The following is a 14,579-nucleotide window of genomic DNA, read 5'->3' on the forward strand; positions in this document are numbered from 1 at the left end:
GGGCTCGTGGCTCGTGGCTCGTGGCTCGTGGCGCGTGTCAGGCCTTCTCGGCAGCCTTGCGGGCGGCTTCGCGTTGCTGGCGCTTGGCCCGGCGGCGTTGTTCCATGTCTTCGACAGCGTCGATACCCAGATGCTCTTCTCCACGCTCGCGTGCCAGGCGAATCTGGCGCTCACGCTCGGCGAAACGCGCTTTCTGCTCGTCGCTCAGTGTGTCGTGGCAGCGCGGGCAGCACACGCCTTTCTGATATTTACCGCTGTGCTTGTCTTCTTCGGTAATGGGCATGCGGCAGGCATGGCACTGGTCATAGCTGCCGGGCTGAAGATTGTGATTCACCGTGACACGATCATCAAAGACGAAGCACTCGCCCTGCCACATGGTCTCTTCCTGAGGCACCTTTTCCAGATAGTTCAGGATACCGCCTTTCAGGTGGTAGACCTCTTCGAAACCCTGTTCCTTGAGATAGGCAGTGGATTTCTCACAGCGGATGCCGCCGGTACAGAACATGGCCACTTTCTTGTGACGTGATGAATCCAGTGTCTGCCTGACGTAGTCAGGAAACTCCCGGAAGGTGGTCGTATTAGGGTTGACCGCTCCCTTGAAGGTGCCGACTTCAACCTCGTAGTCGTTGCGCGTATCAATCAGCAACACATCTGGGTCGGAAATCAGGGCATTCCAGTCTTCGGGGTCCACATAAGTGCCCACGGTCTGGCGCGGGTCGATACCTTCCACCCCCATGGTCACGATCTCACGCTTGAGCTTGACCTTGGTGCGCATGAACGGAGGGTGCTGCGTCAGGGACTCCTTGGTATCCAGGTCTGTCAGGCGAGGATCAGACCGCAGCCAGGAGAGCAGCGCATCGATCGATTCGCGGTTGGCAGCGACAGTACCGTTGATGCCTTCGCGGGCCAGCAGCAGAGTGCCGCGCACTTGATGCTGCAGCATGGTGGCGAGCAATGGCTCGCGCAGTGCCTCGAAATCGTCGAGGGACACGAACTTGTACAAGGCACATACCACCACAGGTGGCGTCACGGGTGTTGCGGTCATGGTCATTCCTTATGCGGACCGGAGCGTAAATCCGGAGCAGGTTGAAAGAGCAGGGCGCAAATCATACGCCAAAATTGCGTGAATTTCTGCATGACGGGTTACCTCCACACCTGACTCACCTCCTGGACCCTTTCTCCCATCAGGTAACGGCTCTTGTTTATTTCTCGCCTTATCTCTCGCCTGTCTCTTTTATTTCCTATTCCACCGCTATTTCACTGCTATCCCTCGTTTCTCTCCTGATTCTCCTGACTTACCTGACTCTCCTGACCTACCTGACTCTCCTAACGTCTCATTTTCCTGACGTTTAACTCTTCTACCTGACTCGAACCAGCACTCCTTGCCAATTTTTGTGCACAAACCTGCATGGGGGAGGTAGGTCTGCGAAAGGCTATTGCCATCGAGAGATAGGCGAGCAATTAATTACATTGTGTTTCATTTCTGCGACACATGGATACATATCGGTTGGGCTATCACGTTGGAATATCAAAAGGGTCAAGGCGCGAGAGCGCTTGGGGCTCTAGCAAGTCGTCAACAGCAGTGCAGTTAAGCAGAGCGACTAACAACAACGTCGCAGTTAAGGATGCTCTGAAGCGGTAAGGGTGCCTGAATAAGTCAGAGGGCATGTTCAAGCGCTGTCGATGACAAGGAAAGGCCCAGGGAACAGGGCATGACAAAAGGGACAGGGAACCGTGTCGACAACAATCCCCTTCAAACTATCGCCATGCCGTCGAAAGCTTGCAGTGATCCTGCTGGGGTCTTTGATGACAGGGCTACTGAACAGCTCCGAGACTTTGGCACAGGCTCGTTTGAATGATGAGCTACTGCGCCTGTATCAAAACGATGAGCTACTGCGTCAGCAGCAACGTGAAGACGCACTGCGAGAGCGTCTGGAAGAACGTCCTGATGTTCGCCTGCAGGTACCGCTGGAAACCTTGGATCGTTTCCCTGAGCAGGAATCTCCATGTTTTGTCATTCAAGAACTGCATGTGAAAGGCGAGGCCATCGAGCGTTTTGGTTGGCTGCAGGATGCCGCGCTAGGTGGCAGCGATGAAGATTCTCCGCTCGGTAAATGCCTGGGAACCCAAGGGATCAACCTGGTGCTCAAGCGCACTCAGAATGCGCTGATCGATCGAGGCTTCGTCACCAGCAGGGTGTTGGTGGAGCCGCAGGATCTTGGCGATGGCTCCCTGATATTGACCCTGGTGCCCGGTCGCATTGCCCATGTGCGTTGGGCAGACCCCAACCCCACATGGGCCAGCTGGCGCAATGCACTGCCGGCACGCCCGGGTGACATTCTCAATTTGCGCGATATCGAACAGGCGCTGGAAAACTTCCAGCATTTGCCCTCGGTGGATGTCGATATCCAGATTGCGCCGGGGGGAGAGCCCGGTGAAAGCAATCTGGTCATTGCCTATCAGCAGAAGCGGCCACTGCGTGCCAGCGCTTCACTGGACAATAGTGGCACGGATGCCACCGGCCGCTACCTGGCCGGTGTAACGCTGTCCTACGACAATCTGCTGGGTCTCAATGATCTGGCATATATCTCGCTGAGCAAGGATGCCGGTGGTGGCTATCCCGGCCCACGCGGTAACAAGAGTCGCTTGGCGCATTACTCCATTCCCTGGGGCTACTGGCGCTTGAGGCTAGATGCCAGTGACTACGCCTATCACCAGAGCATCGCCGGTCCCTCTGAGACAAACGAATACAGCGGTACCAGCCGTGATCTCAGTGCCACGCTGTCGCGAACGATCTACCGCGATGCCTCACGCAAGACCACCGTATCGGCGGGTGCCTTCCAGCGTCAGTCGCATAACTTCGTCAATGATTCGGAGATCGAGGTACAACGCCGTGTAGTAGGCGGCTGGGAAGCTGGGATCGATCATCGCGAGTTCATTGGCAACAGCCTGGTGAATGTCCAACTGAATTATCAGCGTGGCACTGGGGCGTTCGGTTCCTTGCCCGCTCCAGAAGAAGTGGAAACGGACTTCGGGGCAGATTCTGATATCAAAGGCACCTCGCATTTCGAGCTGATCACCTCCACCACCGATGTCAGTGTGCCGTTCCTGTTGGGACAACAGTCGCTGCGTTACCTCGGTCAGATGCGTTTCCAGTACAACCTGACACCACTGACGCCACTCGAACAGTTCTCCATCGGTAGCCGCTATACCGTGCGCGGTTTCACCGACAACACCTTGACGGCCGAGCGTGGCTGGCTAGTGCGTAATGAGCTTGAAGCGGATGTGGGGCGTAGCGGCCAGTCGCTCTATGTCGGGCTCGATTACGGACAGGTCGATGGTCCTTCGACCAAATGGCTGCTGGGCGAACGCTTGGCAGGCACCGCGCTGGGCGTACGTGGAAGCCTGGGTAATAGCCGCTTTCAGTATGACGCTTCGATTGCTGCGCCCTTGCTGAAACCCGATGGCTTCCAGACCGACGACTACGACCTCGCCCTGAGCCTGTACGTGACCCTGTAGGAGGAACTGGCCCATGAACCGGCAATGCTACCGCTTGATCTTCAGCCGTGCGAAAGGCCGCTGGGTGGTGACCTCCGAGCAGGCGTCGCGCAGGGGCAAGGGGAGTCGTGGAGAAGGTGCGACCCTGACTGGCGCATCAGGCCTGTTGCTTCCGCTCGGTGAAAACATCTCTGCACTCCGGCCACTATGTATGGCGGTGCTGCTGGCCAGTGTCGGGCTGGTAGGTATGGAAGATGCTCAAGCACAGATCCTGCCGGACAGTAACGCGCCTTCGAATCAGCGCCCCCATGTCGTCAATACGGCCAACGGTACGCCCCAGGTCAATATCCAGGCGCCTAACCGCAAGGGCCTGTCGCATAACACCTATCGCCAGTTCGATGTCGATGGCAAAGGGGCCATCCTCAACAACTCGCGCAACAACACCCAGACTCAGATTGGTGGCTGGGTGCAGGCCAACCCCAACCTGGCCAAAGGTGAGGCGCGGGTCATCCTCAACGAGGTCAATTCGCGTGATCCCAGCCTCCTGCGTGGGCCGATCGAAGTGGCGGGAAGCCGGGCCGATGTGATCATCGCCAATCCGGCAGGCTTGCAGATCAATGGCAGCAAGTTCATCAATGCCAGCAACGTCACCCTGACGACAGGCAACCCCTTGTATCGCGACGGCATGATCAACGGCTACCACGTGGGTGGCGGCAAGATCGAGATTGCGGGTGGTGGTCTGGATACCAGCGACAGTGACTACACGGCCCTGCTGGCCCGTGCCGTTGAAGTGCAGGCCCAGGCCAGTCTTCAGGCCAACGACCTGACCGTGATTACCGGGGCCAACCGCATCAGTGCCGACTTGAAAGATGTCACCGCGATTCAGGGTCAGGGCGCGGCCCCGGAAGTGGCGATTGATGTGGCCCACCTAGGGGGAATGTACGCCAATGAAATCCGGCTTGTGGCAACGGAAGCCGGGGTAGGAGTGCGCAACGCAGGCCAGATCGGAGCTCGGGCGGGAGAGCTGCGCGTCACGGCTGATGGCCGAGTGGAAAATACCGGTCTGTTGCAGTCATCAATGTCGAATACTCGGCTCTCCGCTGCGGGTGGCATCCGCAATAGTGGTGATGTGACTGCCGCTCGTGAGCTGACGTTGACCACTCCGCGTGACATCGACAATAGCCATGGCATGTTGAGTGCTCCGCGCCTTGACGTAAAGGCGGATTCGCTGACCAATCTGTATGGCGAGATCGAACAGACCGGCACGCAGGCGCTGGCCCTGAATGCCGGATCGCTTTCCAACCGCCAGGGGGGACGCATTGGCCTGCCCGCGCCGGATACGGGCGGCGGTACTGACAGCGGAACCGATAGTGGCACCAGCGGTGGCGGATCGGCCAATGGCAACACCGGGGGAGGCTCAAGCGGTGGTGGCCAATCCGGTGGCGGGTCAGGTCCGGTGCCCGAGGTGCTGGCCGATGGTCGACTCGCCATCACGCATCGGCTCAGTAACGATGCCGGTGTCATCAGCGCCGCGCATATGGATCTGGTCAGCAGTTCGGGGCTCAATAACGCAGGTGGCCATTTGGGCCTCGGCGAACTGACCCTGAAAGGCGGCAACCTGAACAATCAGGGGGGGGAGCTGATCATTGATGGCCCTGCGCATGTACAGGTCAACCAAGTCAACAACAATGCCGGTGTCTGGCAGATATCCGGCCCCCTGGCCTTCAGTGCCCGGGATGTATCTAACCGCGGTGGCACCTTCACGCTGAGTGATACGTCCGCGACCACCCTGAACGTGTACGGGGCGGTTGATAACGACCGCCATGGCGTTTTCGACAACACCCAAGGCACCCTGGCCAGCAACGCCAGCCAACTGACCCTGAATACCGGCACCTTCTACAACGAGCGCGGCACCATCGAACATGCCGGCAGCGGCGGGCTAACCCTGAACAGCGGCGACCTGTACGGACGTGATGGCACTATCACCACCGGCGGTGCCATGCAATTGACCGCGGCGAAGGTGGATCACAGCGGCGCCACCCTGAATGCCGAGCAACTGACGCTCGATGCCGACAGCTTCGACAGCCGCGGCGGCCTCATCACCCTGGGCGGCACCCAACCCAATACCTTGACCGTTCGTCAATCGCTGGATAATGGCGCAGGGGGTGTCCTGACCAGCAATGGTGACCTGGACATTCGTGCTGCGACCCTGGGCAACGCCGGCGGTCAGATTCTGCATGCCGGTGACGGCCAATTGACTGTCCACACCCAGCGCCTGAACGGCAAGGGCGGCACCATCGCCAGCAACGGCGACCTGGGCCTGTACGATGGCAGCTTCGACCTGAGTGAGGGCACCACCCAGGCAAACCGCATTACCGTGGATGGCGAGGCGCTGACCACCGCCGGCGGCAGCCTCACCGCGCTGAGTGATGACACGCTAATGCTGACGACCAACGGGCAGATCGACAACCGCGCTGGCCGCATCGCCACCAATGGCGACCTGTGGCTCGAGGCACTGTCTGTCAATAACCAGGCGGGTACGTTCAACGTATTTGGCGATGCCCACTTCGATGTTGCTGAAACGCTCGACAACACCCAAGGCGACATGACCAGCGGTGGTGATCAGTCGATACAGGCCGCGACCTTCCGCAATGTCTCTGGAACCGTCGAACATGCCGGAGATGGCACGCTGACCATCGACACCGCCCAGTTGAACGGTAACGGCGGCACCATCGTCAGCAACGGCCATCTGGATCTCAATGGTGGCATTCTCGATCTGAGTGATGGTACCACCCAAGCCCAACGCATCACGGTCGATGGCCAGAAGCTGATCACCGCTGGCGGCCAGCTGATCGCCTTGGGCGACGATACGCTCACGCTGGCGACCCGTGGGCAGCTCGATAATCAAGGGGGCACTCTGCAATCGGGCGGTGCTGTGGTGATCGACAGCCGCGGGCTGAATAACGCCAGTGGCGCCATCCTCGGTACCGCGCTCGAGATCGACACTCATCAGCAGACGCTCGACAACAGTGCAGGCGGCACCATTGCCACGATAAAAGGCCGCGCCAACGCTCAGGGAACGGAAGAGGGTCATCTGATCATTCATAGCGGCGAGTTGAACAACGACAGTGGACTGATTCAGTCGTTGGGCGACATGGTCATCGACACTGCCGGCGAGGCGCTGAGCAACACTCGCTCGGGAGAAAAAGGTGGCCTGATCAGCGGCGGGGCGCTGACCATCAACCCTGTCGATGGTGATAGTCCTCATCGACATGGCGTGTACGGTAATGTGTTCAACGATGCCGGATTGATCTCCGCCCAGCAGGCCCTGACCATCAACGCGGCCGCACTGAATAACCGGCAGAATGGTGTGATCGCCGGTGCGGATAGCATCACCCTGAATACCACTTCGCTGAACAACAAGAGTGGCTCTGTTCAGGCCGATCAACCGCTAAGCGTCAGTGTCGACAAGACCCTCGACAACACCGCTGGGTTATTGGCTTCCCTTCAAGGTGATGTGGGCCTGACCAGCGGCGGCAAGCTGACCAATGACAAGGGCATGATTCAGGCGCGGGGCTTGGTCGATAGCGCAAGCCGAGGCCTTGCCAATGCCGGCGGCGCCATTCTCGGTGCACAAATCGACATCAATACTCGTCAGCATGCCCTCGACAACAGCAACGACGGCGTCATCGCCACGCTGGCCAGCGGAGACGGAGATACTGCCCACGGCGACGGCAGCGTCACGATCCACAGCGGTGTATTGAACAACGACACCGGCCTGATCCAATCGCAGGGTGACATGCGAGTGGACACTGCCGGCCAGACCTTGACCAATACCCACTCCCGTGGACCAGGTACGGAGGAAACCGGTGGTCTGATCAGCGGCGGGTCGCTGACGATCAATCCCATCAGCGGCGAAACGTCCGGCGAAAGCGTGTACGGCGATGTCCTCAACGATGGCGGTTGGATCGCCGCCCAGCAAGCCCTGACCGTCAATGCTGCCACGCTGAGCAACACCGATGACGGTGTGATCGTCGGCGCAGACACCATCACCCTGAACGCCACATCATTGGCCAATCAGGATGGCACGGTGCAGGCGGATGGGACCCTGCTCGCCAACGTCGATCAGCAAATCGAGAACCAGCGTGGCGTGCTGGTGTCCCGCGAAGGCGATGTAGATCTGACCAGTGGCGGCAAGCTGTCCAGCGACAAGGGCACGATCCAGGCCAAAGGTAAGGTCGATACCCAAAGCCGGGGTCTTTCCAACGCGGGCGGCTCGATCCTGGGCGCCGAGATCGACATCAATACCCGAAAGCAGACACTCGATAACAGCAACAACGGCGTCATCGCCACGCTGGCCAGCGAAGACGGAGATACTGCCCAAGGCGATGATCCATCCCAGGGCCTCGAAACTGGCCACCTGACGATCCACAGCGGTGAACTGAACAACGACACCGGGCTGATCCAGTCTTTGGGCGACATGCTCATCGACACCAACGGCCAGACCCTGACCAACACCCACACGCAAGCCCAGAGCGAAGACGACGCGCATCGGGGCCTGATCAGCGGCGGAACACTGACCCTCAATCCGATCAGCGACACAGGCGTGTACGGCGATGTGAATAACGCTGGCGGCTGGGTGTTTGCCCAGCAGGCACTCACCCTCGGTACCACGGAACTGAGCAACACCGATGGCGGCGCGATCGTTGGGGCGGACACCATCACCCTGACCGCCACGTCACTGGCCAATCAGGACGGCACGGTACAGGCGGACGGGACCCTGACCGCCAACATCGACCAGCAAATCGCGAACCAGCGTGGTGTGCTGATTTCCCGACAAGGCAATGTAAGCCTGACAGGCGGTGACGAACTAAGGAATGACAGTGGTGTGATCCAGGCGCAGGGACGCGCCGACATCATCAGCACCGGCCTCAGTAATGTTGGTGGCTCGATCCTGGGCGCCGAGATCGACATCAACACCCGAAAGCAGACCCTCGACAACAGCGCCAAGGGGACCATCGCCACGATCAGCACGAAAGAGGGCGAAGCCCCCACGGGTGACGGCGCATCCCAAGGTCCCGAAACCGGCCTTCTGACGATCCACAGCGGCGCGCTGAACAACGACACCGGCCTGATCCAGTCCCAGGGCGACATGGTCATCGACACCGCCGGCCACACTCTGACCAACACCCACTCAGGCCATTCCAACAATGACACGCAAGGCGGCTTGATCAGTGGCGGTTCACTGACCCTCAACCCGATCAACGGTGAAGGCACGTATGGTGATGTGATCAACGATAGTGGGTTGATCTCCGCCAAGCAGGCCTTGATTGCCCATGCTGGCAAGCTGAGTAACACCAATAGCGGGGTGATGGGGGGAGCTGATGCCATCACTCTGACGGCTGAGTCGTTGGATAACCAGGGCGGTATTATCCAGGCAGACGCAACGCTGACCGTGACTGTCGATGAACGCATCGACAACCAGAGCGGCACGCTGGTGTCCCTGCAAGGTGGTGTGGACCTGACCAGTGGCGACAATCTGCGCAATGATGCTGGTGCGATCCAGTCGCAGGGGCGCACTGACATCATCAGCGCCGGGCTCAGCAACATCGGCGGCTCGATCCTGGGCACCGAGATTGACATCAACACCCGCCAGCAGGCTCTCGACAACAGCGCCGGCGGCACCATTGCCACGATTTCTGGTAAAGAGGGAGAAGCCTCATCTAGCGATGGTGAATCCCAAGGCCCCGAAACCGGCCACCTGACGATCCACAGTGGTGAACTGAACAACGACACCGGCCTGATCCAGTCCCAGGGCGACATGGTCGTGGATACCGCCGGCCATACCCTGACCAACACCGGCCAGGGCAGCCTGATCAGTGGCAGCGGTATGAACCTGATCACCGGCGACATCAACAATGCCTCGGGCTTGATTTCCGCCCAGCAGGCGCTGACCGCCAATATCGGCAAGTTGAACAATATCGAAGGGGGCGTGTTCGGCAGCGCGGCCAATGTCAGCCTGAATGCCCGCGGCGTGGACAACCAGAGCGGGCAACTGGTCGCCGAAGAGGATCTTTTCGTCGGGCTCGACGGCCAGCTTGATAACACCCAGGGGCTGATCTCGGCGGGTAACACCCTGACAGTAGAGGCCGATAGCCTCATCAACCGCGATACGTTGTCCGATGCTCCGGATCATGTGCTTGGCTTGCAGGGCGACACCGTCGAGCTTCACACCCAACGTATTGATAACACAGAAGGCCTGATCGCCGCCGACACCCGGATCGACATCCAGCGTTTGCAGACGGGGGACGTGTTCCCACGCGCTCTCAGCCGTTCTCTTGACAGTTCTCTTAGCGAATCTCTCGGCAGTTCTCTCGACAGCTCTCTCAACAACACCGGGGGGATAATCGCTTCCCAAGGCACGCTGGATATCACGCGGAATGTGATCACCAACACCGGTGGCACCTTGTTCTCGGCGGGCGACCAGACGCTGAACACCGATACGCTCAGTGGCGATGGTCGGGTGCTGTCCCAGGGTGACCTGACCCTCACGCTCAGCGAAGCCTTCACCAACACCAGGGACGGCGAGATCACCGCCAACGGCAAGCTGGTGTTCGATACCCAGGGCAAGCTGATCAACCAGGGCCTCATTCAGGCCGGAGGCCTGTATCTGGCGGCCGCTGAGCTGGACAACACCGTCGACGGCGTCATCAGCGCTGATACCACCGAGGTGATCATCAATGGCAGCTTGACCAACCGAGGTCTGATCGACGGCGGCGCCACCCATGTGCAAGCCACCACGCTCGACAATATCGGCAGCGGGCGCATCTACGGCGACCATCTCACCATTCAGGCAGAGACGCTCACCAACCGTGAAGAAACCCTTGATGGCAAGACAGCCTCCGCGACCATCGCCGCCCGCGAGCGGCTCGATATGGGCATCGGCACCCTGGTCAACCAGGGCAAGGACAGCCTGATCTTCAGCGCCGGTAGCGGCGCCGAGGCGCTCAATATCGCCGGAAAACTGGATGATCAGCGCCATGCCACCGGTATGGCCGATCGAGTCGATAACCTCGGCGCCACCATCGAATCCCTCGGCGGGCTCAATATCCACGCGCGGGAACTGAACAACCTCAATCCCCACTTCACCACCGAGGAAGTGCAGGTCGAAGGGCCGACGGGCTATATCAGCATCGTCGGGGGGAAACGTTATCCCGCCCCAGGGGTTGAATATGATGTTTCGCTGTTTGATTGGTACGACAAGGTAGGCGGCCAATATGTGAAACGCGATGATGCCGTTTCCGGGTTCACCGACAAGCCCGGTGGGGCCACGTACATCGCCTGGAATGGCACGCCACCGCCCAAGGAAGATGCCGTGCTGGGCTGGTCACCGACGCCGCGTGTGGCGGATGCCGATTATCCCCTCAATGATCCCGCCTGGGCCTATTTTGGCGTGATACCCCCCGCTCCTGAACCCAAGGAACCACGCCCGGAGGCCTTTGCCTCGGATGAGGCCTATCGAGCGGCTCATGCGCAATGGCAGCAGGCCCATGCGGATTGGAAAAACGAGAGCGAACAGCGTTATGCCGCGCTGGATGAAGAAATCGCCGCCTACAACGCCACCTTCGGTACACCGGAACGTATCGACGAGTGGCACCAGCATATTCAGGACTGGACCCAGTTCGAAGGCGAGAAAAGCGTCTACGAAACCCAGACGCGGGATAGCACGCCTGGGAGGATCCTTTCTGGTGGCGATATGGCGCTGAAGGGCGATACGCTGCTCAACGACAAGAGCCAGATCATTGCCGGTGGTGTGCTTGCAGCGGACTTCCAGCGCATCGAGAATCGCGATGCCGAAGGCACCCGCCGGGTGCACTACGAAGCTGGGGGTGAGCGTTGGTTCACCGATGGCAAACACTGCAGCAGCAACTACTGTCGTTCCCGTGATTGGGAGTTGCTGGGTCCCTGGGTGCCCGCTGATGAAACCACCACCATCGACCTCAGCGTGGCGCGCATGGACAGCCACCAGAACGCTGGTGGCAGCGGCCATGCGGTAGAAGACCGCCACACCGGCAGTGCAGAAGATGAAGCCCGTGGCCGGGGCGAAGGCCCGCAGGGTGCGGACCTGAAGGATATTGCCGGTACCGATCAACCCACACAGGACGGCGGCCTGAAGGTCATTGCGGCCAACGCAGGTGGACAGACGGGGCAGATCGTCGAAGTGGCGGCCGTGGCCACCGATACCGAAGCCGGTGGGCGCGACATAACCGGTGCGGACCTGAACCTTCCCGACACGGGTCGGGCCACACCCTCCACGGCGGATGGCCCGGACATCGCCGGGCCTGATGGTGCCCGGGGGCAGGCGTTGGCCGACGCCAATCCCGATGCTCCCGAGGTGGTGCGAACCCTTCAACCCGAGTTGAGTGTTCCCACCAGTTCGCTGTTCCAGCTCGACCCCGCGCCCAATGCCGACGTGCTGATCGAGACCGACCCACGCTTTACCGACCGGCGTGAGTGGCTGAGTTCCGACTACATGCTCAAGGCCGTGCAGCAGGACCCGACCACCAGCCACAAGCGCATGGGCGACGGCCTGTATGAACAGCGCCTGATCACCGAGCAGATCATGCGTCTGACCGGGCAGCGTTATCTGGACGGCTACCACAACGACGAAGACCAGTTCCGCGCCTTGATGAACGCCGGGCTGACCTTTGCCGCAGAACATCAACTGCGCCCCGGCATCGGCCTGACCGCCGCGCAGATGGCGCAACTGACCAGCGATATCGTATGGCTGGTGGAGCGAGAGGTGACGCTGGCCGATGGCCGCACCGAAAACGTGCTGGTGCCCCAGGTTTATGTGCGTGTGCGCGAAGGTGACCTGAACGGCGATGGCACCCTGCTGGCCGGTGACCGCGTGGACGTCACCACCCGCGGCGACCTGATCAATAGCGGCACCATTGCCGGACGCACCGCCGTCGAGCTGAATGCCGACAACCTGCGCAACCTCAATGGTCGCATCACCGGCGACAGCGTGGTCGCCCATGCCCGCACCGATATCGACAACATCGGCGGCGTCATCGACGCCGAGCGCCTGCTCGATGTGTCCGCCGGGCGTGATATCCACATCGACAGCACCACCTCCAGCGGCGTGAACCGCGTCGGAGCGTCGGACTTCTCGCACACCATGATCGACCGCCTGGCTGGGCTGTATGTGACAGGCCAGAACGGTGTGCTCAAGACCGAGGCCGGGCGCGATATCACCCTGACAGGCAGCGAGGTGGTATCCGCGGGCAGTGTCGGCATCAACGCCGGGCGTGATCTCCAACTGGATACCCTCGATCTCAGCCGACATTCCCATGTCGAACGCGACTCGCGCAACTACATCACCGAACAACGTGATAGCGAAGCGGGTAGCCGCATCCGCGCCGAAGACACCCTGATCATGGATGCCGGGCAGGATATCATCGCCCGCGCTGCCGAGGCCGATGCCGGCGGTGCCCTGGTCGCCCGCGCCGGCAACGATATCCGCCTCGAGGCCGGCGAGGCCAGCCAACGTTACAAGGAGGAATATAACAGGAAGCACAGCGGCTTCCTGTCGAGCAAGACCACCCAGCGGCGTTCCCGGCGTGAAGAAAGCGAAGGCATCGCCAGCCAGTTGGGTGGTGACACCGTCTTCCTCGATGCCGGACGCGATCTGGACGTGATCGGCAGTGAAGTGATCAGCGACCGTGGCACCACGCTCAGCGCGGGCGGTGACATCGGCATCACGCCTTCCGAGCATTACGCCAACGAGGAGCATTACGAGAAGACCAGCAAGAGCGGTGTGTTCACCAGCGGAGCCAGCATCACCCTGGGCAGTCAGTCACAGAGCCTCGATCAGGAACAGCGTGGCATTTACCACAGCGGCAGCACGGTCGGGGCCATCGATGGCGACGTGAATATTCTGGCCGGTGGTGACTATCGTCAGATCGGCAGTGATGTGCTGGCTCCCGGTGGCGACATCAACATCGCCGCCTCGAGCATTAATATCGTTGAAAGCCACGACAGCCTGAGTACGCGCAGCGAAGAGCGCATGAAACAAGGTGGGCTGTCACTCGGTGTCAGCGGTGCGGTGGTCACCGCCATCAATACCGTGGACAACATGCGCGAGGCGTCGCGCAACACCGACTCCGAGCGCATGCAGGGGCTGGCCGCCGCCGGTAGCGCGCTGCATCTTTACAACAACGCCGATGATCTGGCCGCTGCCGGGCAGGCCCTGGCCAGTGGCGATGTCAGCAATGCCGGCTCGTTATACATCAGCATTGGCGGCAGCAGCAGCAAGAATGTCACCGAAACAGACACTCGCACCGCCCGTGGCAGCAACGTGCTGGCCGGTGGCGATGTCACCCTGGTGGCCAGTGGCGAAGGCGCCGATAGCGATCTGCATATTCGTGGCAGCGAGATCAACGCCGGCGGGCAGGCCAACCTTGCCGCGGAAGGCGACCTGCTGATCGAATCTGCCGAAAACACCTCGACCCTGGAGCAGGACAGCCGCAACCACAGCGGCAGCATCGGTATCAGCATCGGCCAGCAGACCGGTATTACCGTGGCGGCCAGCGTCGGCCGTGGCGAGGGGGAAGGCGATGGCCTCGTGCACACCAACAGCCTGGTCAAAGGTGACGAAGGCGTGCGCTTCGTCAGCGGTGGCGATACTCGCCTGGAAGGCGCGCGACTCGAAGCGCCGCAGGTACAAGGGGAGGTCGGTGGCGACCTGACCATTGCCAGCCGTCAGGACACCAGCGACTACGAGTCGAGCAGCTTCCAGGCCGGAGGCAGCATCACCATCGGCCCCGTCAGCGGTGGCAGCCTGAGCATCAGTGGCCAAAAGGTGGACGCCGAGTACGCCTCGGTGACCGAGCAGAGCGGCATCTTCACCGGCGATGGCGGCTTCCAGATCGACGTGGAAGGCAACACCGACTTGATCGGCGGGGCCATCGCCAGTACCGACAAGGCGGTCGAGGAAGGCCGCAACCGGCTCGATACGGCCAGCATCACCACGAAGGACATCGTCAACCAGGCCGAATATGACGGCCAGGGTATCGGTA

The 14,579-nt window shown here is 60.6% G+C and carries 3 protein-coding genes; 2 read left to right on the top strand and 1 reads right to left on the bottom strand.

Annotated elements, in window-relative coordinates:
* Positions 1-37 precede the first annotated feature (37 nt).
* Positions 38-1,045 (bottom strand): rhodanese-related sulfurtransferase, encoded by a 1,008-nt coding sequence (locus Q1K07_RS15180; RefSeq protein WP_300312602.1) that lies wholly within the window; start codon positions 1,043-1,045, stop codon positions 38-40.
* 761 nt (positions 1,046-1,806) lie between these two features.
* Between Q1K07_RS15180 and Q1K07_RS15185 the strand changes: the two genes are divergently transcribed.
* Entirely contained in the window at positions 1,807-3,519 is a 1,713-nt protein-coding gene (locus Q1K07_RS15185) for a ShlB/FhaC/HecB family hemolysin secretion/activation protein (RefSeq protein WP_300312606.1), read from the top strand.
* Between the two features lie 13 nt (positions 3,520-3,532).
* The coding region (locus Q1K07_RS15190) for a hemagglutinin repeat-containing protein (RefSeq protein ID WP_300312609.1) at positions 3,533-14,579 on the top strand (11,047 nt) is incomplete at its 3' end.

Source organism: Halomonas sp. (genome assembly GCF_029263665.1).
In the GTDB taxonomy this organism is placed as follows: domain Bacteria; phylum Pseudomonadota; class Gammaproteobacteria; order Pseudomonadales; family Halomonadaceae; genus Halomonas.